Annotated in this window: 21 protein-coding genes; 9 read left to right on the plus strand and 12 right to left on the minus strand. The window is 67.4% G+C overall.

The features are described from left to right. Positions 1 to 21 precede the first annotated feature (21 nt). Positions 22 to 777, minus strand: a complete 756-nt coding sequence (locus LC066_RS05410; protein WP_224897027.1) for a hypothetical protein — start codon at positions 775 to 777, stop codon at positions 22 to 24. 181 nt (positions 778 to 958) lie between these two features. After that, positions 959 to 1,891: a DMT family transporter gene (locus LC066_RS05415; protein ID WP_224897029.1), complete on the minus strand. Its 933-nt coding sequence runs from the start codon at positions 1,889 to 1,891 to the stop codon at positions 959 to 961. 69 nt (positions 1,892 to 1,960) lie between these two features. Between LC066_RS05415 and LC066_RS05420 the strand changes: the two genes are divergently transcribed. Next, positions 1,961 to 2,872, plus strand: coding sequence for a LysR family transcriptional regulator (locus LC066_RS05420; RefSeq protein ID WP_224897031.1), 912 nt, complete (start codon positions 1,961 to 1,963; stop codon positions 2,870 to 2,872). A gap of 102 nt (positions 2,873 to 2,974) precedes the next feature. On the opposite strand, the gene LC066_RS05425 is transcribed toward LC066_RS05420, so the two are convergent. Continuing rightward, on the minus strand, positions 2,975 to 3,763 hold the full coding sequence (locus tag LC066_RS05425; protein WP_224897033.1) for a GntR family transcriptional regulator: 789 nt from the start codon (positions 3,761 to 3,763) through the stop codon (positions 2,975 to 2,977). 14 nt (positions 3,764 to 3,777) lie between these two features. Continuing rightward, entirely contained in the window at positions 3,778 to 5,148 is a 1,371-nt protein-coding gene (locus tag LC066_RS05430; protein ID WP_224897035.1) for an aminomethyl transferase family protein, read from the minus strand. A 176-nt stretch (positions 5,149 to 5,324) separates the two neighbouring features. Between LC066_RS05430 and LC066_RS05435 the strand changes: the two genes are divergently transcribed. Beyond that, positions 5,325 to 6,308, plus strand: coding sequence for a TRAP transporter substrate-binding protein (locus tag LC066_RS05435; RefSeq protein ID WP_224897037.1), 984 nt, complete (start codon positions 5,325 to 5,327; stop codon positions 6,306 to 6,308). A gap of 110 nt (positions 6,309 to 6,418) precedes the next feature. Here LC066_RS05435 and LC066_RS05440 read toward each other — a convergent pair whose 3' ends face one another. Beyond that, on the minus strand, positions 6,419 to 7,393 hold the full coding sequence (locus LC066_RS05440; protein WP_224897039.1) for an MYG1 family protein: 975 nt from the start codon (positions 7,391 to 7,393) through the stop codon (positions 6,419 to 6,421). 130 nt (positions 7,394 to 7,523) lie between these two features. Further along, positions 7,524 to 8,507, minus strand: coding sequence for an AraC family transcriptional regulator (locus LC066_RS05445; protein ID WP_224897041.1), 984 nt, complete (start codon positions 8,505 to 8,507; stop codon positions 7,524 to 7,526). A gap of 134 nt (positions 8,508 to 8,641) precedes the next feature. Here LC066_RS05445 and LC066_RS05450 point away from each other — a divergent pair, with 134 nt between their 5' ends. Beyond that, complete coding sequence (locus LC066_RS05450) at positions 8,642 to 10,006, plus strand: aminomethyl transferase family protein (protein ID WP_224897043.1); 1,365 nt, start codon at positions 8,642 to 8,644, stop codon at positions 10,004 to 10,006. A gap of 52 nt (positions 10,007 to 10,058) precedes the next feature. Here the strand turns inward: LC066_RS05450 and LC066_RS05455 are convergent, their stop codons facing one another. The 5 genes from LC066_RS05455 to LC066_RS05475 form a co-directional block, all read right to left on the minus strand. Further along, positions 10,059 to 10,937 (minus strand): helix-turn-helix transcriptional regulator, encoded by an 879-nt coding sequence (locus LC066_RS05455; RefSeq protein ID WP_224897045.1) that lies wholly within the window; start codon positions 10,935 to 10,937, stop codon positions 10,059 to 10,061. A gap of 159 nt (positions 10,938 to 11,096) precedes the next feature. After that, a complete protein-coding gene (locus LC066_RS05460) occupies positions 11,097 to 11,825 on the minus strand; it encodes a hypothetical protein (RefSeq protein ID WP_224897046.1) in 729 nt (242 codons plus the stop codon). A gap of 102 nt (positions 11,826 to 11,927) precedes the next feature. Next, positions 11,928 to 13,319: a CsgG/HfaB family protein gene (locus LC066_RS05465; protein WP_224897048.1), complete on the minus strand. Its 1,392-nt coding sequence runs from the start codon at positions 13,317 to 13,319 to the stop codon at positions 11,928 to 11,930. Continuing rightward, the gene (locus LC066_RS05470) at positions 13,313 to 13,801 is read right to left on the minus strand and encodes a hypothetical protein (RefSeq protein ID WP_224897050.1); all 489 of its coding nucleotides are present in this window, start codon (positions 13,799 to 13,801) and stop codon (positions 13,313 to 13,315) included. Before LC066_RS05470 ends, LC066_RS05465 begins: the two co-directional genes overlap by 7 nt. A gap of 54 nt (positions 13,802 to 13,855) precedes the next feature. Further along, positions 13,856 to 14,359, minus strand: a complete 504-nt coding sequence (locus LC066_RS05475; RefSeq protein WP_224897051.1) for a hypothetical protein — start codon at positions 14,357 to 14,359, stop codon at positions 13,856 to 13,858. A gap of 940 nt (positions 14,360 to 15,299) precedes the next feature. On the opposite strand from LC066_RS05475, the gene LC066_RS05480 reads away from it, so the two are divergent. The 6 genes from LC066_RS05480 to modC all read left to right on the plus strand — a co-directional run bounded on the left by LC066_RS05480 (position 15,300) and on the right by modC (position 20,661). Beyond that, entirely contained in the window at positions 15,300 to 16,610 is a 1,311-nt protein-coding gene (locus LC066_RS05480; RefSeq protein WP_224897053.1) for an NAD(P)/FAD-dependent oxidoreductase, read from the plus strand. Between the two features lie 54 nt (positions 16,611 to 16,664). Next, on the plus strand, positions 16,665 to 17,606 hold the full coding sequence (gene speB, locus LC066_RS05485; RefSeq protein ID WP_224897054.1) for an agmatinase: 942 nt from the start codon (positions 16,665 to 16,667) through the stop codon (positions 17,604 to 17,606). Between the two features lie 67 nt (positions 17,607 to 17,673). Next, positions 17,674 to 18,057 (plus strand): winged helix-turn-helix domain-containing protein, encoded by a 384-nt coding sequence (locus tag LC066_RS05490; RefSeq protein ID WP_224897056.1) that lies wholly within the window; start codon positions 17,674 to 17,676, stop codon positions 18,055 to 18,057. A 57-nt stretch (positions 18,058 to 18,114) separates the two neighbouring features. Beyond that, positions 18,115 to 18,879, plus strand: coding sequence for a molybdate ABC transporter substrate-binding protein (gene modA, locus LC066_RS05495; protein WP_224897058.1), 765 nt, complete (start codon positions 18,115 to 18,117; stop codon positions 18,877 to 18,879). Between the two features lies 1 nt (position 18,880). Then, positions 18,881 to 19,576: a molybdate ABC transporter permease subunit gene (gene modB, locus LC066_RS05500; RefSeq protein ID WP_224897060.1), complete on the plus strand. Its 696-nt coding sequence runs from the start codon at positions 18,881 to 18,883 to the stop codon at positions 19,574 to 19,576. Continuing rightward, on the plus strand, positions 19,573 to 20,661 hold the full coding sequence (modC, locus tag LC066_RS05505; protein WP_224897062.1) for a molybdenum ABC transporter ATP-binding protein: 1,089 nt from the start codon (positions 19,573 to 19,575) through the stop codon (positions 20,659 to 20,661). Before modB ends, modC begins: the two co-directional genes overlap by 4 nt. Before the next feature lie 107 nt (positions 20,662 to 20,768). Here the strand turns inward: modC and LC066_RS05510 are convergent, their stop codons facing one another. Continuing rightward, positions 20,769 to 22,007 carry a saccharopine dehydrogenase family protein gene (locus tag LC066_RS05510; RefSeq protein WP_224897063.1) on the minus strand — a complete coding sequence of 413 codons (1,239 nt, stop codon included), beginning with the start codon at positions 22,005 to 22,007 and terminating at the stop codon, positions 20,769 to 20,771. Positions 22,008 to 22,014: the final 7 nt, after the last annotated feature.

Here is a 22,014-nt window from a genome sequence, read left to right on the forward strand (position 1 = left end):
GGTCCTTCGACATGCGGCGGATCACGACGCCGGGGCGGTGATCGAGAAACGGGTGAACTGGGCAGTGCTTTCGCCCGATCCGGCGCGGCTGGTCTGGCCCAGGGTGAAGGCGGGGCGGCCGGGCGCGGTCAGGCGCAAGACCTCGGCGCTGCGCAGGTCGATCGATGCGCCGCCTGCCGGGTCGGCCATCTGCAACCGCGCGGCGTAAAGGGGGCCGCGCCGTTCCAGCGTCAGGGTGAAGCCCTGCGTCGCCAGGGCGGTGATCAGCGCATCCCCCTGCGCGCGGCCTTCGTCGTTGCAGACGCTGCGGACCAGGGGCCCGTCATCGAACAGGTCGTCGGAGAACTGTGTTGTCGCGACCTCTTCCTGCAGGGCCAGTGATTGCTGGTTCACCACGGAAAGCGACAGCAGGCTGCCACAACCCTTGGTGTTGACCGACAGGTGCGCCGCGACGAAGGCATCGGCCCCGTCGTAGAGGCCCAGCCAGACCCCCTCATGGCCCGTCTTGGCCTCTAGTCGGGCGGAAAGCTGCATGTCGAAATCCCCGTCCGGGGTCACCACCATCTGGTGGATGTTGGCCGCGCCGTCCCGCAGGAAGCTGGCCTTGCCGCCACTGGCGATCTGGTAAATCTCGCTTGCGTCACGGACATAGCTCATCGCGTCTTCGTTCAGCACCTGCCAGGGGCCCGGCGCGGCGGGGCTGTCGAAGTCTGTCACATAGGGCAGGGACAGCAGTTCGGCCTGTTGTGCCGGTGCCGTACCCGGAGGCAGCAGCATGGCAAGGGCTAGCGCCAAGCCGAGGCGTGAGAGAGGGGAGGGGCGCAAGAGGAGGGGGGGCATGGCTGCTTCACCGTGTTGGAGGTCACGGGGCGCAGGCAAGCATGCGGTCGCGGCCTGACAATCTCCCAAATGGGAGGGCTGCCGGGCGATTGTGTTTTCCTACCGCAATGGCCTGCGGTCAGGGCGAATTCTCTACCGGATCCGTGTCGCTCATGAGGATCGCACTGACAGCGATCATGCCGATCCCGAGGGCCTCCCGGAACGTGGGCACCTCTGCGAAGAGGAGGGCGCCCCAGAGGGCGGCGAAGCCCAGGTAGGCGGTGTCGAAGACCCCCACGACGGGCGTCGGGGCCAGGCGATAGGCCGCGGCAACGACCGTGGCGATGACCGCCAGGAGGACCCCGAGCAGCAGCACGAGGCGCCACCGTGCAGGGCTCAGCGGTGGCCAGACGGCGAGGACGAAACCGTCGCCGGAGGGGCCCATGACCGACAGCAGGCACAGTCCGGCGGCGGCCACGCCGACGAGACAGAGGTTGAGCGTGAAGGCCATCGCGCCCGGGCTCTCCGCCTGGCAGTGGCGCCAGGTGATGATCCCGGCCAGCGCGTAGAAACCGCCGGCGGCAAGCGGAAGCAAAATGACGGGCGTGAAGGTGTCGGGCGCCGGGGAAACGGCCAGCACCACGCCCACGAGCGACAGCGCCACGGCGGCCCATCCGCGTCCGCCGATCCGCATCCCCAACAGGCAGCGCCCCAACACGGCCATCCAGGCGGGTGAGGTGTAGTAGCAGGCGGCGGCGAGCGCGAAGGACATGGCCGGCAGGGCAGCATAATAGCACAGCCACATCGCGGCCAGGCAGAGGCTGCGCGCCCAGACCCAGCCGCCGCGGACCAGATGCAGACCCGCCGCGCCTCTGCCGATCAGAAGCCATGTCGCAAGCAGCGACGCGGCGACGACGGAGCGCAGCAGGACAAGCTGCGCCAGTCCGAAGCCATCCCCGCTCCGCTTCACCAGCGCGTCCGAGGCCGACAGCAGGGCCACCCCCGTGAGGATCGCCAGGATGCCGCGCGCGCGTCCGCCGCGCGGAGGGGAGTGTCCGATTGTCCATGCCATGTCGGGTGAAGATCATGGATAGTATCCCTGATAAAATGAGAAGTGATCGAATACACATGAGGATATGGAATGGATCGTCGCCCGCTGCCGCCCCTGTCACGCCTGCCTGCCTTCGAAGCGGCGGCGCGGCATGAGAGCTTCACCGCCGCCGCCGGGGAGCTTGGCCTGAGCCAGACCGCGGTGACCAAGCAGATCGCCGCCCTGGAGGCCGATCTCGGGGTGCGGCTTTTCGAACGGCGCAACCGGGCGGTGTTCCTGACCGAAGCCGGGCGTGCCTTCGGCCGCGTCATCGGCGCGGCCCTGGCCGACATCTCCGCCGAAACCGTCCGCCTGCGGGGCGGGCGGGCTGCGGGCGGACTGGTCCTGCACTGTCAGCTTTGCGAGGCCTTCTACTGGCTGATGCCGCGCCTGTCGCGCTTCCACGAGCGGCACCCGGGGGTGGAGGTTCGGGTCGTCAGTGCGCTCAGCCCTCTCACGGAGGCGCCCGAGCCCTTCGACGTGGCGATGCAGACCACCGGGCGACCGTCGGGGTCGGCCCGCCTGGTGTTCACCGCCTCGGATGAGGTCTTTCCCGTGGCCGCGCCGGGCCTGTTGTCGCCCGCGTCGCTGCCTCTGTCGGTCGGGGAGATGGCACGGCAGCCGCTGCTGTCGCACCAGGTTCTGCCCCAGGACTGGATGGATTGGCCGGACTGGTTCGCGGCCGTCGGACAGGCCTTGCCGCGGGGTGCGCGGATCACCGGGTTCGACAGCTTCCCGCTGGTCCTTCAGGCGGCGGTCGCGGGGCAGGGGGTCGCGCTTGGGTGGCGCAACACCGTGAGCGGGCTCGTCAGCGAAGGAAAGCTCGTGAAGGTCTGCGCGGAATCCGTCTTCCGGCCCGCCGAGATTTCGGTCTTTCGCGGCACCCGGCGGGGCAATCACGCGGAAACGGACGCTCTGCTGTCGTGGCTTCGGGAGGAATTGACCGGGCCAGAACCCGGGTGATCGGCGCCACTTGGGGCCGGCCGGTCGGACGTCCCGTTGGCGCAGACGCTGCTGTATCCGCCGGCTGACAATGGCGCCTCAGGCGGCTGCGACCCGCCTCCCTCAGTCACCCGCGGTGTCGTCGAGACTGGTCGGCCCGATCGGCAGGCCGGGGCCGGCTTCGCGGTGCCAGGGGCCCGGGGTCAGGCCCAGGCTGACCTTGACCATTTCGCCGTGCTCGCGGAACAGCGCCTCGGCGCGGGCACCATCCCGATCGCGGATGGCGGCAACGATGTAGTGATGCTGCAGGTGGGCGTGATGCAGATGCAGCCGCCGTTCCGCCGGGTCCATGCGGTGAAAGCGGATGGCCGAGGGGGCGCCGAAGGGCACACGGTCTAGCACCGCGCGGACCTCGCCGAAGAGGGACCCGCCGGCGGCCTTGGCTATCGCCTCGTGGAAGGCCGCGTTCATCTGCGAATAGCGGGCCTCGTCCACCGGGCCGGTTTCGCCGGGGGCGAAGAGCGCATCGCCCTCGGCCAGGCAGGCGTCCAGGGTGGCAGCCGTCTCGGGCGTCAGCCCGATGCGGGCAACCGTCCGCGCCGCCAGCCCTTCGACGGCGGAGCGGATTTCCAGGGCCACGGCCACGTCGCTGGCCTCGTAGCGGCGGACGACATAGCCGCGTCCGCCGGCCCGCCGCATGACGCCTTCCTCCACCAGCACCGCAAGGGCGTGGCGCACGGGTGTGCGCGACACGCCCAGGCGCTTGGCCAGCGCCGCCTCGGAGTGCTTGCAGTCCGGGTCGAGCTGCCCGGTGACGATCAGGTCCCGCAGCGTGTCGGCAACCTGCTGCTGGCGCGTGCCGGTCGCGACCTCGCCGGTCTCGGGCCTCGACGTCTCGGAGGGCTGGCTCATGCGGCGGGGGCTCCTCAGACCTGCTGGCGGTAGTGGGTGCGGGAGGCCTCGTGGATCGGCCAGGGGTGGATCCTCGCCCGGACCTTCACCTGGCGGTGCGCCTCGACGTTGGGCTTGTCGGTGCCGCCGTCCGGCTCGCCCCAGATCACCGTCACCTCGGTGCCGACCTCGGCCACCTCCGGATCGAGGATCGCCAGCGAAATCCAGGCGCGTTCATTGGACGAGAAGACCGGGCTGATCGAGACACCCACGTCGCCGCCGTCGGACAGCACGCGGTCATAGGGATGCGTCGCGTAGTGCGCCGAGGGCATCTCCATGTATTTCGCGGGCAGGCCGCCGTCGTCCATCATGCCGCCGAATACCTCCAGCACGTCCTCGCGGTTCCAGACCAGGGTCACCTTGCGGCGGTGCGGGCCGTCCTTCATCCGCTCCAGCGCGGCGCGGCCCAGGAAGTCGTGGTCGAACTTCACCACCCGGCCATAGTCCAGGTCCCATGGGGTCAGGTAGTAGTCCGTCACGTCATCCGAGTCGAGGCTGCCGCCGATGGTGCTGACCCCTTCGAAGCTCTGCTCGTCCAGCCATTCGCGGTAAGGGCGCATCGCCGCGCCGTCGTAGATCGCGGGCAGCGGGGAGGGCACCCAGCCCGACTCTGCCGCCGCCGAGGAATAGGCCCGCGCGCCCACCTGGCGCAGGCCGTGGGCCTCGCCCGCCCTCAGCAGCGCCGCCTTGACCCGTTCGCCTTCCTCGAACGGCCCCCAAAGCTCCAGCCCCTCGGCGCCGCCCATGCCGTGGCTCAGGGTGCGCGCGGTGCAGCCGTCGATGGTGATCTCGCCCATGTTGAAGAACTTGGTGGTCAGCGGGCCGCCCTCGTTCACCGCGTTCAGGATCGCCAGGGCATTCGGGCCCTGCACCTCGTAGCGGTAGATCTTGCGCGGCTTGTCGGGGTCGTCGAGGGAGCGCTGATCGCGCTCGACGGTGACGTCGTAATCGCCCGTCTCGGCGTGGTACTGGATCCAGTTCGGCAGCACTGGGCGGCCGACGATGTTCACCTCGTCATCCTCCAGCCCGAAGCAGATGGAATCGCCGATGACATAGCCGTCCTCGTTCACGCAGACGATCTGCTTGGCCTTGTTCTTGCCGAACTTGGCGAAGCTGTTGACGCAGAGATCGCTCAGCAGGCGGATCGTGTCGGGGCCGCGGACGTAGAGGTCGGTCATGTGGAACGACTGGTCCATCAGGGCCGCGCTGTTGCGCCAGGCCTGCTGTTCCTCGATCCAGTTGGTGAACTGCGGCGGGATCGGAAATTCGTACCGTCCGGTCTGCAGGTTCCGCATCATTTGGGCGGGGTTGGGATACCGTCCGATCTTCTCTTCCAGCGATGCCATCGTCTTTTCTCCTCCTTTGGCGTCCACTGTCGTCGTTGACAGCTTATTTGGGACTCTAATAGAACTTAAGGACGGAGGAGATGAGGTTTCAAGTTAAATTTGGGATCCCAAAATGACGAAGGGCCTCGGGGCGCCCGCGTCGGCGGCGCGTCAGATCATACCCAAGGGAGGACTGCATGAGACATTTCGCAAACCTGGTGGCGTCGGGCGCCATCCTCGCGGCCAGCACCGTTGCGCTGGCGGCGGAAACCCTGAACCTGGCGCATTTCGTGCCGCCGCAGCATGTGGTGACGCGCTCGACCATCGAGCCGCTGCAGGCCGGAGTGGCGGAGGCCGCGCCGGACCTGACGATCCAGGTCTACCCGGGCGGGGAACTGGGCTCCGGCCCGCTGGAGCAATACGTGCGCGTGGTCCAGGGCACCGCCGACATCGCCTGGGGCCTGCCGGGCTATACCTCGACGCAGTTCGCCCGCACCATGATCGCGGAGCTGCCCGGCGCCATCCCTGATGGCATGACCGGCTATGATGCGCTGTGGAATGCCTACGAGGCGGGATTGCTGCAGGATGAGTTTCCCCGCACCGTGCCGCTGGCGCTGTATCTGTCCGAACCCAACATCTTCATCATGAAGGACCACGAGGTGCGGACGCCCGAGGACGTGGCGGGGCTGAAGCTGCGCGTGTCCGGTTCGGCCGCGGCCTCGGTGGTGAAGGCCCTGGGCGCGGTGCCGGTGCAGATGCCGGCGGGCGAGATCTACAACGCGCTGCAGACCGGGCTGGTCGACGGCGTGGTGACCGGCGCCTCTGCCGTCGGCGACTTCAAGCTGGACGAGGTGGCCAACAGCTACACCTACGGGCCGAATCTGGGGCATATCACCTTCTACCTGGTGATGAACGAGGCGCGCTACGAGGGTCTGTCGGAGGCGCACCGCGCGGCCATCGACGGCATCGCCGGGCGCCGGCTGTCGCAGTTCGCCGAAGCAGGCTGGCTGGAAAGCGCCAATGCGGTGACCGGGCAGATCAAGGCGGCCGGCGACAATACGGTGATCGAACTGTCGGAGGAGGAGGCGGCTGCCTTCAATGCGCTGACAGAGCCGGTGACGCAGCAGATCGTCGGCGACCTCGGGGCCGAGGACGTTCTGTCGGCGATGCGCGGCGAGTGATTTCCGCCGTTCCGTCATCGCGATGACGCCTGCCGGTCCACAGCTCACGAAGATCAACAGGGCGCCCGATGGGGCGCCCTGTCTTGCGGTCTGCCGGAGGGCGACGGGGCTCAGCCCTGCCCGTCAGGGGTGCCGGGCTCAGCGGTGCCGGGCGCGGGGGCAAGGCGGCGTGCCTCCTCGACGGCCAGGGCGGCCATCTGCAGGATGGCCTCTCGGCTGGTGGCCGCGGCGATGAACAGGGCCTTGTGACAGAAGGTGGCGCCGGGCACACCGCTGACCGCCTCCAGCTCGGCGCCCGACAGGCCACCCCAGGCAGCCGGCAGGTCGGCCCGCTGTTCAAAGCCTTCATCGTGCTTGCGGATGCCGCCCAGGGTCCAGTCGCCGCCAGGGCGCGGGGTCACCACGAACAGCAGGTGATCGGCGCCGGCCTCGATGACAGCAGGGCGGAAGGGCATGCCCATGGGCAGTTCCAGGATCGGGCTGTCTCCGGCGGCGCGCACGGCCTCTGCCGCCAGCAGCTCGGCGCGGCGCTTGGCGGCGCTGCGGGCCACGCGGGCCTCGACGAACTGTCGCGCGATTTCGACCGCGGCATGGAAGCCGCGGGTTTCGCCCTCGGGGTCGGTGTCGTCGAACACCGGCTTCAGCGTCTCGATCAGCCCGGGCAGGGTCAGCGACGACAGCGGCCCGGCCTCGGACACGCTGACGGTGCCATTGTCGACCTGGTCGACCGGCAGCACGAACCCGCGGTCGAAGCTGCCGTGGATCTTCTCCAGGTCCGCCTCGGGGATATCGAAGCTTTTCAGGTAGTCCATGCCGAAGTGTTTCCAGATCAGCCCGAAGGAACTGTAGGGGGTTTCGTCCTCGCGCAGCGGGCTTTCCCGCTGGTGGTGGTCGAAGATCCGCGCCTCGGGGTCATAGGTGCCGCCGACATCGTAGATCACGCGGTCCGCGGCCGGGGTGATCTCTTCCCGCGCGCGGGTGCGCAGGACGCGGGCGTCGGGGTAAAGACGCGTCAGGATGACGGTCGACAGGACTTCGTCGGCATGGAAGCCCCCAGAATGGGTGACGAGGGTGGTGATGGTCATGGGGCGCGTCCTGCTGTCTGTCTTGGCTGTGCTCCCAATGGCAGGGCTGGCGACGATTTCCCAGTGGGAAGTTGCGATTTCCGCGGCGCGCTTTGCCTCCGACGCGGGACGGCCCCGTGGGCCGGGGGCCCTAGTGCAGGGCGTAGCGACTGGGCGGCAGGCCGTAGCGGGCGGCGAAGGCCCGGCTGAAATAGGCCATGTCGTTGAAGCCCAGGGTCATCGCCAGCCCGGTGATCCCGACGCGTCCGGGGCTGTCGGCCAGAATGCGGGCCGCGCGCGCCAGGCGCTGATCCAGGATCGTGCCCTGAACCGTGGCGCCCCGCGCGCGGAAGGCCCGTTGCAGGCGCCGTGGTCCGACGCCTAGGGCGCGGGCGACGGCACCTGCGGACAGGTCCGGATCGCCCAGGTGGCGGGTGATATGCAGCAGGGCCTGACGATGCAGCGACAGTTCGGCCCGGGGGGCGGGGGGCGTGCCGCCCAGACGGGACAGGTCCGATCCGGCCAGCAGCATCTCCAGGGCCTCCAGTACGCTGCGCGACAGCGCCTGGCGCTGCGCCTCCGGCGGGGCGGTGCGCAGCAGCGCCGCCGCTGCCCGCAGGATCGCGGCGACGCAAGCCACCTCCGGCTGACGGCCGTCGAAGCGATGTCCGGTCAGGGCCGCCGGATCGCCGAAGCGATCCAGGTAGGCGTGATAGGGCAGGCGCAGGGTGATCAGGGCGCTGTCGCCAGTCGTTGCCGCCGACCAGGGCCGCGTCAGGTCGCGCAGGTAGATGTCGCCGCAGCCCACCTCGACCGCCGCGACGCCGTCGCTGGCATAGGCGAACCTTCCCTGCTCCGGCAGGCTGAGGACGATGGCGTCATCGACCTCGGGCGCGCTTTCGTCGGGCAGGCAGTTGACGGCCTGCGCCGGGCTGAAGGTCATCGTCGACAGCACCCCGGGGCCGAATGACATCCGCGTGGCTTGTCCGGCAAAGGCCGCCGGGTCGCTGGGCCGCACCTGAAGCCCCGCGAACTCGCGCTGTCCCCACTCGGTCCATCGGCGCAGCCCGTCGCGCGGGCGATACCCGGCTGTGGTCACGCTGTCCCAGCCGGGTGTGATGACCCCGTCCTTCATGCGATCCTCCCTGCGGCCCGGTTGTCCGGCGGTCTGACGTCCGTGTCCAAACCGCTGTCGCCTTCCTCCAAGGCGGGCCGCTCGGGAAAGCCTAGGCTCGGACCCAGTGAGATGACAAGAGGAGGAGACTTGCCATGACATCGCTTCAGCAGAAACTCGACCAATTCGCATCCCCGCTGGAGATGCTGCGCAGCTCGCAGATGGGGCCCTACCAGTTCCCGATTCCGGCGGAATTTTCCAACTGGCGGGAGGAGCAGCGCGCCTGGCGCGAAGGCGTGGCCCTGATGGACCAGTCCTTCCACATGACCGACCTGTATGTCGAAGGGCCCGACGTGGTGGCCTTCGTCGCCAGCCTGGCGATCAACGGGTTCACCGGCTTCGGCGAGGGCAAGGCCAAGCAGCTGATCTGCTGCGCGCCCAATGGCTACGTGATCGGCGACATGGTGATCACCGCGCTCAGCGACACGCTGGTCAACATCATCGGCCGACCCACCGTGGCCAGCTGGGTGCAGTACAACGCCTCGCTGGGCAAATACGACGTCACCTGCGACCGGGATGAACGCAAGCTGGACAGCGACAAGCCGAAGAAGACCTTCCGCTTCGAGGTGCAGGGCCCTGACGCCTGGGCGCTGCTGGAAGAGCTGAACGGCGCCCCGCTGGACAGCACCGGGTTCTTCCGCATGGGTCATATCACCGTGGGGGGTGAGACCTACCGCACCCTGCGCCACGGCATGGGCGGCGCGCCCGGGCTGGAGTTCTGGGGGCCGGTCGAGCACTACGATCAGGTGAAGGGCCTGTTGCTGGAGGCGGGGGCGAAATACGGCATCCGCCAGGTGGGTGCGCGTGCCTATGGCTCGGCCACCGTGGAAAGCGGCTGGTGGGGCTGCGTCTTCCCCGCGATCTATTCCGACGAGGCGATGCGCCCCTACCGCGAATGGCTGCCGGCGCTCAGCTATGACGGCATGGCGTCGCTGGGCGGCAGCTTCACCTCCGACCGGATAGAGGACTATTACTTCACCCCCTGGGATCTGGACTACGGGCGGCTGATCCGCTTCGACCATGATTTTATCGGCCGCGAGGCGCTGGAGAAGATGGCCGATGGCCCGCATCGTCGCAAGGTGTCGCTGGTGATCGATCCCGAAGATGCCCTTGCAGTCTATCGCAGCCAGATGGGCGAGGGGCCCAAGGGCAAGGCGATGGAAGAGCCCTCCGCGCATTACGCCGCCTATCCCTTCGATACGGTCAGCACGGCGGACGGGCGCGCGGTCGGCGTGTCCTCCTACCTGAACTTCATCGCCCCCGATCGGACCTGGGTGGCGCTGGCCTGTGTCGAGGAGAGCGTGGCCGCCGAGGGCACGCCGCTGACCCTGACCTGGGGAGAGCCGAACGGCGGGTCGAACCGCCCCACGGTCGAACGTCACGTGCAGATGCCGCTGCGCGGGGAGGTGACCGGCTGGCCCTTCTCGAAAAGCGCCCGGGCAAGCTATCGCGCCGCCTGAGCCCCTCCCGTCAGGCGCGCTGCCCGTCCGCCGCCTCTCGCGGCGGGCGGAATCAGCCTTCCGCGGCGCGGGGCGCGGCCTCTGGGCAATCTGTCTTGCCGGAGGGGCCGAAACTGCCGCGCAGCCACAGGGCCATCAGCTCGGACCGGCTGCGCACGCCGTACTTGCGGAAGATCCGCTTTACATGGCCGTGGGTCGTGTGGCGGCTCTGGTTGACGACCTCGGCGATGGCCTTCTCGCTCAGCCCGTCCAGCAAACCGCGCAGCACCATGCGCTCGGCCTCCGTCAGAGGGGCCTGGACGACGCCGATCCCCTCGTTCAGCATCTGCTGGCGATAGAACCAGCGCAGGCCCCGCAGGCAGAAGCGCAGGATGGATCGTTCCGCCTCGCCGAAAGCCGGGCGCTCGGGGCCGCGATGCAGGCCCAGATGGACCTCGGCCCGGTCACAGACGGGAATGCAGATCCACAGGGACGAGGCACGACCGATGTCGGCATAGTATTCGCGGAAACCGCGGCTTTCGAACCAGGTGGGCTCGACCATTTCATCCAGCGATTCGATGCGGAACTGGCCTGTGCGTTGCGCCGCGCGGATGGCCGTCTGGTCCGGTTTACCCCGTTCCATTTCGCGAATGGCCTGACGGATCCGTTCGCTTGCCACCGGGTCATTGGGGCAATTCTGCACGAGGCGCGGCCGCCATCCCAGCATCGGGTCCCCCTCGGGAGCCTCATCAAGCTTCATGAAACCGATCCACTCGGCATTCGTGGCCCCCACCAGGTCGCTGAGGACCTGCAGCAGGTGATTGCGGGCGATATGCCCGCGACTGGCCTCGAAGTCGGCAAGTTCATCCCAGAGCGTGAAGACGCGCTCTTTCCAGCGGTCATCTCCGTGGCTTGGATCGTGAATGGGGTGTGTCAGACTGTCGTGTAGCATGGCCTCCCCTCCTTGCTCTGGAGTACAAATTTAACAGGTCGTTTCATCTAAATCAGCACGAAAGCGTATGGGGTGATGCACGCATGGGGAGAAAAATGTCTTAGATGCGGGGCCCGCCGGTTGTCCGGCGAACCCCCATAGTTTTTGCTGATGCGGCGATTAGTTGGTCGGATCGCCGAAGACAGCGCCGGTGATGGCGGCGGTCACGGTGCTGGTGTTGATCGCGCCAGCTGCGGTGGTGCCGACTTCGCCGATCGAGCCGTTGCCGGAGAAGTTGATCGAGGCGGTGCCGGTGATCTCGCCGTTGTTGGCGGCGATCTGCTCGACGCTGATGCCGGTGCCGGCTGCCAGGGCGTAGTTGGCCGCGGAGTCGGTGGAGCTGGTGGCGGCCGAAGAGCTGCTGTCGATCGAGCCAGCCGTTTCGGTCAGGTCCACGGTGCCGTTGTTGACAGCGCCCAGAGCGGTTGCCGAAACGTCACCAAGTGCAACGGTGGTTGCGCCGATTTCACCTGCGAAAGCACCTTCGGTGATGGTCGAGTTGTCTTCGTACCAGTCAACCGCCAGCGAGCCGGCGAAGGTCTCTGCGCCGCCCACACCATCGGCCGTGGTGCCTTCGACAGCGGCATTGCCAGCGGCATCCAGGATGTCGTTGGTGGTGTCGCTGAAATTGCCAGAGAGCGCGCCGCCGGCGGAGCCGTCAACGGTGATGTCGATGGAGCCGTCGATGGCTGCGTCATTGCCAGCGATCGAGCTGATCAGCGCCGAAACTTCTTCGTCGGTGTCTGCAATCAGGGTGTTGATGCTGGGGATCACCTGGGCGGAGCCCATGGTCGGCAGCATGGCGGTGGCGCCGAAGACGGCGGCAACAGCAAGTTTCTTGTGAAGCATAATTGTCTTCCTCCAGAGTTGTTGGCCCTGCCACCTGAGGGCCTGAAATCAATTTCGGTGGCTTCCCCCGTCCCGTACCAGGCGTGGAAATCTGTCTGCCGATCAGGCGTCTGAAAGCGTGGCGCTGTCGGCCGGCGTGGTGCCGAGCGCCTCTTCCGCGTCCTCCGTGGGCTTCAGTTTGCGATCGACGGCCCCGTGAACGGGGGCATTGCTGTGGACAACGGCCCGGGCGGGCAGTGCCTCGATGTCAGTGGTTGCCGCGGGCCGGGGGACGGGCGCCGGATGCGGTGCGCGGGCCTCCTCTACGGTGTCCTCGGCGGGCGCCGGGTCTGCCTGGGGCAGGGGCGCTGCAACGGCGGCCGTCTCGGGCGTCGCCTCGGCGGTCGGGACCTCCGCAGGTGTGGCGCTGGCCGCGGTCCTCGGGGCCTCCGTGGCCGGGGCTGCCGCCGCCGGCGCGGCGGCCGCAACCTGCGCTTGGGCCTCCGTCTTGGCCTCTGCCGCGTTTGCATCGCCCGCCGGAGCGTCGGCGCCGGTCGCGGAGGCGGCCGCTTCCTCTGCGGCGGCGCGTTCCTCTGCGGCGGCGCGTTCCGCTTCGGCGGCGGCCTCTGCTTCTGCGGCGGCGGCATCGGCTGCGGCCTGGGCCGCCTCCATCTCCGCGTCGCGGGCATCCTGCAGCATGGCCAGTTGTTCGCCCGAGGTCTTGGCGCCACTCACGGCGCCCACGTCCTCGGCGATCAGGGCGCTGCATTCCTCGTATTTCTCCGGCGGCATCAGCTGCGTCAGCAGTTCGTAGGTCGCCAGGTACAGCATCTGTCGCAGCGCCATGTTCAGCGCCTCGCGGCGCTGCACGCCCGCGTCCATGTTGACCAGGGTGGTGCCGAAGAAACGGTGCGTGAAGGCGCCCGTCTCATCCGAGAAGATCTGCTTCTGCAGCGGGATGTTGGCGACGACCTGGCCGTTGGCGGCGTTGGTCACCGCCAGGTCCATGCCGACCAGGATCCGGTTCTGCCGATACTGCGGCCCGACCCCGCGCACGCCCAGGGACATGCCGCCCCCGGGAATGAAATCCAGCGTGTTGACGCTGCCGCTGATGAACAGGTTCACCGGCATCTGCCCCTTGATGTCGCGCAGACCCCAGCGGGCCTCGGTCTGGGGGATGCCCATGGAGCGGCGGTTGACGATGGTCACACCGGATTTGAACAGGGCCGATTGCACGATGTCGGCCGCGCCCTGGCTGACGTACTTTCCGGCGCCGCCGTCGTTGTAGCTTTCACGCCCCGTCAGATCGGGGATCGGCCCGACACTGAAGGCCAGCTTGTTGGAAATCCGGTTGTCCAGGCAATGCAGGGCCTGGTCGATCGGGGTGACGACATCCTCGATCGGGGGGCCTTCGAGCAGGTCCAGGTTCTTGCTGGGCGGGGTGCAGGCGGCCAGGGCTACCAGCGCCGCAGCACCCGCGAGTTTCGAGAAGGGCAGGGCGGTCACAGTCAGCACCCCGACGCACCGCCAACGGAAGAATTCCCGCTGGAGATGTCGAACCCGCTGGAGCTTCCGACGTTAATGCTGCCGTTCTGGCAGCCCTCGGAGGAGGAGGAGTTGTTGATATCGACGGAGTTGTTGCTTCCGTCAACATTCACCTCTGTGGTGGAATTGTTCACCGAGCCGACCGTGTAGGATTCGTTGCCGGAATTCTCCCCCGTTCGATAATCGATATCGGCATTGCTGCCGTCGCCGACGTAAACGTCACCGACGGAACGATCATAGACCGTGGTGTTATTGTAGATATCCCCTCCGAAGGTCTCGTAATAGCCGGATTCCGCCCGCTTTATCAGGTCTGCCTGGCTGGTATTCGCCAGATTGCTGTTGGGCGTGGCGAAATTGTAGGAGCCGGTCCAGGAGGAGCCGGGGCTGGTCTGCGCCAGGCCTGTCTGGGGGATGCTCAGCAGCGCGAGCGTAATGGCGTGGGAGAGACGCATGGAAAACTCCGGAATTGAAAGTGCACTGGTTGAACTGTGCGTCAGCCGGACGGATCAATCCGTGCCGGATGTCTCGTCACCCTCCGTCGCACCCGTCCCGCCGTTGCCCGCGGAAGAGGACTGATCCGCGGCGGAGGCGCCGGCCGAGGCGCCGCCCGGGCCTGCACTCGCGGTGCTGGACTCCCCGGTCCCGGTGTCGGAGGCACCGGCCTGGGCTCCACCGCTGCCGGCGCTGGCATTGCTTTGCTGCGTGTCGCCGGGATCCTGCGGATCGGGGTCCTGGGGATCGGGATCTTGCGGATCAGGATCCTGAGGATCCGGGTCCTGCGGGTCCGGGTCTTGCGGGCCAGGGCCTTGCGGGTCGTCATCGGAGCCTTCGATCAGCACGGCGCTGGCCCCTGCCACCTCGCAGGTATCGCCCGCGATGAGCGGCTCCGCCAGGATCGGAGTCCCGGATTTGGTATACATCACGGCTTGCGCGCGTTCGTCACAAGACATGCCTTTGGGCGCGCAGGCAGCCAGGGACAACCCGGCTCCCACCAGAAACAGGACTCTCATAAATTCCCCCAATTCAATAGTAGACAGCCCGTCTCCCGACGCACCGCCGATCCGGCAGAGCTCCGTTCGGCAGATCGTGGAGCTTCACGCCATCTGCGGAATTCATACGCTTGCACGCTGAATTCCAACAACACCCCTAATAAGGGGTATTTGCACTTTTCGACGGTGGGCGATTTACCCGCTATTCATCTTCAGGGCGAGTTGTGTGCCGGGAATGTCGTCGTGGTCAGGCGCTCGTGAGGCGGACGCGACGAAAGCTCGTCTCATTCCTATTCTGGATGTTTGAATACAGGTATACAGTGATTTTCATAGAGAATGTTGTTGGACGTGACCGGTTTCTGCGTTTGAAAATGATGCGAGATTTTCTCGTTTAAGTTGTGTGGCGTAGGGTGGCGCAAAGTTCGAAACGAAATCATTGCGATCAGCGCGGAGTGAAAGAATGAATCATCGGAAAGATGAGTGGTCCTGTCGGGAATATTCCGCCTGTATCGGTTAATAGAACCTGGGATCCACTGCCCGGTCAGCTGGGGCTCCGGTCTTCGCCCCTCCCGGATGTCGCAGGGAATAAGGGCGGGGGACAAACACAGGCACCTTCGCCCTTGGACGGCAGCGGGCCGTGTCGGTGGGCGCATCCCGAGGGGGGCCGGGACACTGGAACGGGCAAACATCCATGCGGGGGTGCTCCCGGCGATGTCTGCGCGACGGGCGGTACGCGTTTGTCTTCAGATCGAAGGCGACACGGCGGGTCATTTTCACTTTTCAGGCCATTGCGGGCGCGCCCGGCATGGCCCCGGTTCCGCCAGAACGAGGGCTCCTTCCGCGACGTGACCCCCCTGTCACCACGGCAGGCGCACAAAGCGATTTCAACTCTCCGCGCCACCGCCTAAGCTCCGCGCGGATTTGCCGGTACGACCCGGCGCCGACGGGAAAGGGGCGCGTGATGGACATCCTGACGATCAATGACCGGCCGGGGCAGTATCCGGCCAGCTGGTACGCCGCCACGGCGGAGGCACCCGGCCTCTTCCCCCAGGCAGAGGGGGAGATCCGCACCGACGTCTGTGTCGTGGGCGGCGGCTTCTCCGGTCTCTCGGCGGCGCTGCACCTGGCCCGCCAGGGTCTTTCGGTGGTCCTGATCGAGGCCAACCGCCTGGGCGGGGGCGCCTCGGGACGCAATGGCGGGCAGGTTGGCACCGGCCAGCGCGTTGAACAGCCGGAACTGGAAAACCTGGTGGGGGAGGACAGGGCGCGCGAACTCTGGCAGCTTGGCCTCGACTCCGTCGACCTGGTGCGCGACCTGATCGCCGAAAGCGGCGAGGACTGCCAGCTGGCCCCCGGTATCCTGCATGCCGACCACCGTATCCGCTATACCCCCCATACCCGCGCCTTTGTCGATCACCTGCGCGACCGCTACGATTACGACAAGATCCGCTTCCTCGACCGCGAGGCGGTGCAGGCGGAGGTTGGCTCGCCCGATTACGTCTCCGGCGCGCTGGACATGGGAGGCTTCCACGTTCACCCGCTGCGTTATGCTTTCGCCCTGGCGCGACTGGCGCAGGCGGCGGGGGTCACCCTGCACGAAGGGTCACGCATGACCGGGCTGACCCCCGGCGCGGGCGGCCAGCCCGCCCGGGTGACCACCGACCGCGCCAAGATCAGCGCCGACCACGTCGTTCTGGGTCTGAATGGCTATCACAACAACATCGCCGCGCCGCTGGCCCAGCGGGTGATGCCGATCAACAATTTCATCGCCGTCACCGAACCTTTGGGCGAGGGCGCGGCGCGGGCGCTGATCGCCAACAACCACGCCGTGGCCGACAGCCGTTTCGTCATCAACTACTTCCGCCTGTCGCCCGATGACCGCATGGTCTTCGGCGGCGGCGAAAGCTATGGCTACCGCTTTCCCGCCGATGTCGCTGCCAAGGTGCGTGGCCCGATGCTGCAGGTCTTTCCGCAGCTGAAGGAGGCCCGGATCGACTATGCCTGGGGCGGCACCCTGGGCATCACCATGTCCCGCCTGCCGCATTTCGACCGGCTGGGCGACAACGTGCTGTCGGTGGCGGGCTTCTCGGGGCATGGGGTGGCGATGGCGACGCTTGCGGGCCGCATGGCGGCGCAGGCCGTGGCGGGGCAGGCGGGGCAGTTCGACCTGATGGCGGGCTTGCCCACGGCGCCCTTCCCGGGGGGCAAGCGCTTGCGCTCGCCACTGCTGGCGCTGGCGATGCTGTGGTACGCGATGCGCGATCGGCTGTGACCCTTGCACCCCGGGGGCGCCCGCGAAAGGATGGGCGGCAAAGGGAGTGCGACGATGACCGACTACAACCAGCCGCTCGGCGGCAACGAGATGCCCCGTTTCGGCGGGCCGGCCACGATGATGCGCCTGCCTGCGGCGGATACGGCGGCGGGGCTGGATGCTGCCTTTGTCGGCATCCCGATGGACATCGGCACCTCCAACCGCCCTGGCACCCGCCTGGGCCCGCGCCAGATCCGCGACGAAAGCCGGATGCTGCGCCCCTACAACATGGCCACCGGCGCCGCGCCCTTCGAGCGGATGCAGGTGGCCGACCTGGGCGACGTTCCGATCAATACCTTCGACCTGAAGAAATCGGTGGAGATCATCGCGAGCCATTACGCTGATATCCTGTCGCACGGCTGCATTCCCCTGACGCTGGGGGGCGATCATACGCTCACCTGGCCGATCCTGCGCGCCATGCGCGACCGCCATGGCCCCGTCGCCCTGATCCACGTCGATGCCCATGCGGACATCAACGACGAGATGTTCGGGGAAAAGGTCGCCCACGGCTGCCCCTTCCGCCGCGCCTGGGAGGAGGGCTGTCTGCAGAACGACAAGGTGTTCCAGATCGGGCTGCGCGGCACCGGCTATGCGCCCGAAGACTTCGACTGGGGCCGCGAGCGCGGCTGGCGCGTGGTGCAGGCGGAGGAGTGCTGGTGGAAATCCCTGACCCCGCTGATGGCCGAGATCCGCGAGGTGATCGGCGACACCCTCTGCTACCTCTCCTTCGACATCGACAGCCTGGACCCGGCCTTCGCCCCCGGCACGGGGACGGTGGAGCCCGGCGGGCTGACCACCTGGCAGGCGCTCGAAATCGTGCGCGGCTGCGCCGGTCTCAATCTCGTCGGCGGTGATCTGGTCGAGGTCTCGCCCCCCTATGATCCCACGGGTAATACCGCGCTGATCGGGGCCAATCTGCTCTATGAGATGCTCTGCGTTCTGCCGGACAAGACGTGACCGCCGGGGCCGGGCCGTCGCGCCAGTTCGGCTTGCGGTGGTCCCCGCACCGGTGCATCTTCGCCCCATGGCAGAGCCTTCCGACACCCCCGACAGCGCCCCGCGCCTTCGCATTCGCCTGTCCTACGGCGACGGTCAGGTGATGGGCCCCGGCAAGGCCGAACTGATGGAGGGCATCGCCCGCACCGGCTCCATCTCCGCTGCCGGTCGCGCCATGGGGATGAGCTACAAGCGCGCCTGGCAGCTGGTCGAGACGATGAATTCCATGTTTTCCCAACCTCTTGTGTCCTCCTCGCGGGGGGGCGCGAAGGGCGGTGGCGCACATCTGACGGAGGCGGGCGAAGAGGTGTTGGCGGCCTATCGCGCGCTGGAAGAGGCCAGTCGCACCGCCGGCGCCCCGGCGCTGGCGCGGCTGGCCGCCCTGCGATCCGATATGTCCGGCGGAAAATAACGCTTGGCACTTCGGGGGATTGCGTTATGTTTTGTGAAACATAACGCGGATTTCCCCATGAAGACCTTTCGCCCCTTCCTTCTCTCGATTGCTTTCAGCGCCCTGGCCCTGACTGCCGCCGCGCAGGAGGTCACGCTTTTCGCCGCCGCTTCGCTGAAAACGGCCATGGACCAGCTCGAACCGGCCTTCGAGGAGGCCACCGGCGCCGACCTCCGCGTTTCCCTTGCCGGCTCCTCGGCGCTGGCCCGGCAGATTCAGCAGGGGGCGCCGGCGGATGTCTTCATCTCCGCCAACCCCGGCTGGATGGACCAGCTCGAAGCGGACGGGCTGATCATGCCTGAGACGCGCAGAGACCTTCTGGGCAACGACATCGTGCTTGTGGCCCACGACCCTGACGCCGCGCCGGTGTCGCTGAACGCTGACCTCGATCTGCCCGCGTTGCTGGGCGGTGCGCCGCTGGCCATGGCGCTGGTCGATGCGGTGCCCGCCGGCATCTATGGCCGCACCGCCCTGCAATCCCTGGGCCTGTGGGACAGCGTCGCCCCCCATGTGGCCCAGGCTGACAACGTCCGCGCGGCGCTCGCCCTCGTCGCCCTGGGGGAGGCGCCCCTGGGCGTCGTCTATGCCACCGATGCGGCCGCCGAACCGGATGTGACGGTGATCGGCACCTTCCCCAAGGGCAGCCACGACCCGATCCTCTATCCCGTTGCCGCGCTCGCAGACAGCGCCAACCCGCTGACGGCGGATCTGCTGGATTTCCTCTCCGGTCCCGAGGCCCGCGCGATCTTCGAGGGGCAGGGGTTCACCTGGGCGGCCGACTGACATGACCGACTGGCTCGGCCCCGAGGAATGGCAGGCGCTCCGGCTGTCGCTGAAGGTTTCCTTCTGGGCCATGCTGGCGAGCCTGCCGCTGGGCCTGCTGGCCGCCTACGCCCTGTCGCGCTGGCGCTTTCCGGGGCGACAGCTCTTGAACCTGCTGATCCATCTGCCGCTGGTGCTGCCGCCCGTGGTCACGGGCTATCTGCTGCTGCTGACACTTGGGGCCAGGGCGCCCCTGGGCGAGTTCCTCGGGCAGTTCGGCATCACCTTCGCCTTCCGCTGGACCGGCGCCGCGTTGGCCGCCGGGATCATGGGCTTTCCGCTGATGGTGCGGGCCATTCGCCTGTCGCTGGACGCCGTAGATCCCAAGCTGGAGGAAGCCGCCGCCACCCTCGGCGCGCGCCCCCTCTCGCGCTTCTTCACCGTCACTCTGCCGCTGATCGCGCCGGGCATCCTGGCGGGCGCCGTGCTGTCCTTCGCCAAGGCGATGGGAGAGTTCGGCGCCACCATCACTTTCGTGTCGAACATCCCCGGATCGACCCAGACCTTGCCCTCGGCCATCTACGCCTTCCTGCAGGTGCCCGGCGGTGAGGCCTCGGCCCTGCGCCTGGTGGCGCTGTCGGTGGTCATCGCCATGGGGGCGCTGCTGCTGTCGGAACTGCTGGCCCAGCGGGTCGCGAAACGGGTGGCGGGCAAATGAGCCTGTCTGTCTCCCTCCACCATGATTTTGGCGGCTTCGCCCTCGACGTGGATTTTCGCGCGCCGCCCGGCCTGACCGTGCTCTTCGGGCGCAGCGGATCGGGAAAGACCAGTGTGATCAAGGCGGTGGCGGGGCTTTTGCACCCCGACGCGGGACGCATCGCCACCGCCGATCGGGTGCTCTTCGACGGCGTCACGGGCCGCGCGCTGCCCGTCCATCGGCGGCGCATCGGCTATATCTTCCAGGAGCCGCGGCTCTTCCCGCACCTGAGTGTGCGCCGCAACCTGACCTATGGCCGCCGCTTCGCCCCCCGGCGCGGCGACAGGGCCGAGGTCGATCGCGTGGTCGAAATGCTGGGCCTCGGCGCACTGCTGGATCGTCGCCCCGGCGGCCTCTCGGGGGGCGAACAATCCCGCGTCTCCATCGGGCGCGCCCTGCTGTCGGCGCCGGAGATCCTGCTGGCGGACGAACCCCTGGCGGCCCTGGACGAGGCCCGCAAGGCGGAGATCCTGCCCTATTTTGAGCGCCTGAGAGATGAGACCGACATTCCCATCCTCTATGTCAGCCACTCAGTACAGGAGGTGGCGCGCCTGGCCACCACGGTCGTCGCCATGGAGCAAGGCCGCGTCACCCGCGCCGGCCCGGCAGTAGAGGTCTTCGCCGATCCTGCCTTCTCCCCCACGGGGCCGCGCGACGCCGGCGCCCTGATCGAGGCGCGGATCCTGACCCACCATGCCGACGGTTTGACCGAGGTTCAGGCAGGGCCGGCCCGCCTGCACCTGCCGCGCACGCCCGGCACGCCGGGTGATCCCCTTCGCCTGCGCATCGCCGCCCAGGACGTGATGCTGGCGCGCGAGGCGCCGCAGGGCCTCTCGGCTCTGAACATCCTGCCCGGCACGGTCACGGCCATCCGCGAGGACGCAGGCCCCGGTGTGCTGATCTCGTTGACCACGCCCGCCGGGCCAATCCTGGCGGCCATCACCCGCCGCTCTCTCGCGGCCATGGGGCTGACGACAGGCACGCCCTGCCATGCGATCATCAAATCCGTGGCCATCGCGCAACGCGAGGACCCGCGTGTGGGCTAGTCTCATCCGACAGCTGAAAATACTCCCGCCGGAGGCCCCCGCCCGCAAAAGGAAAACGGCCCGCGGGATCTCTCCTGCGGGCCGCCAAATGCATAAAGGAAGAACGCTCAGGCGTTCCAGGCCTTGTCTTCGCCGTTCACCTCGACCCGGGTCGGCAGGCCGATGTCATCCAGGATGGTGAAGAAGGGCTTGGGGTCCATTTCCTCGACGTTCTTCATGGTGCCCGCGTCCCAGTCGCCCTGCGCGATCAGCATGGCGGCGGCGACGGGCGGCACGCCGGCGGTGTAGGAAATGCCCTGGCTGCCCACTTCCTCGTAGGCTTCCTTGTGGTCGGCCACGTTGTAGACGAAAACCTCTACGTCCTGGCCGTCCTTGGTGCCCTTCACCAGATCCCCGATGCAGGTCTTGCCGGTGTAATTCGGTGCGAGGCTCGACGGGTCGGGCAGGCAGGCCTTCACCACCTTCAGCGGCACGACTTCCTGCCCCTCGGCGGTGGTGACGGGCTGTTCCGACAGCAGGCCGATGTTCTTCAGCACGGTGAAGACATTGATGTAATGCTCGCCAAAGCCCATCCAGAACCGCACGTCGGCCTGGGGGTAGTTGGTGGCCAGCGAATGCACCTCGTCATGGCCCGATTGGTAGGCCCGCTGGGTCCCGACGACCGGCAGGTCCCAGTCGCGGCCGGAGGCGAACATGGTCGTCTCCTTCCACTGCTGGTCTTCCCAGTAGTAGACCACGCCGGTGAACTCGCGGAAATTGATCTCCGGATCGAAGTTCGTGGCGAAATACTTGCCGTGGCTGCCTGCGTTGATGTCGACGATGTCGATGGATGTCACCTCATCCATGTATTCGTCGATGGCAAAGCGGGCGAAGGCGTTGACGACGCCCGGATCGAAGCCCGCGCCCAGGATGGCGGTCACGCCCTTCTCGGCGCAGAGATCGCGCTTCTTCCACTCGTAGTTGGCGTACCACGGCGGGGTTTCGCAGATCTTGTCGGGCTCTTCGTGAATGGCGGTGTCGATATAGGCGGCGCCGGTCTCGATGCAGGCGTCCAGCACCGACATGTTGACGAAGGCCGTGCCCACGTTGATGACGATCTGGATGTCGTTTTCCCGGATCAGCGCGGCGGTGGCGGCCACGTCGAGGGCATCCAGGGCATGCGATTTGAACACGCCGTCCACTTTCATCGCCTTCTTTTCCTCGACCGAGGCAAGAATGGCGTCGCATTTCGATTTCGTCCGGCTGGCGATGTGAAGATCACCAAGAACATCGTTGTTCTGGGCGCATTTATGCGCCACGACCTGGGCGACGCCGCCGGCGCCGATGATGAGGACATTGCGTTTCATCAGTACG

Origin of the sequence: Pseudooceanicola marinus (genome assembly GCF_020177265.1) — a bacterium.
Classification (GTDB): Bacteria; Pseudomonadota; Alphaproteobacteria; order Rhodobacterales; family Rhodobacteraceae; genus Pseudooceanicola; species Pseudooceanicola marinus_A.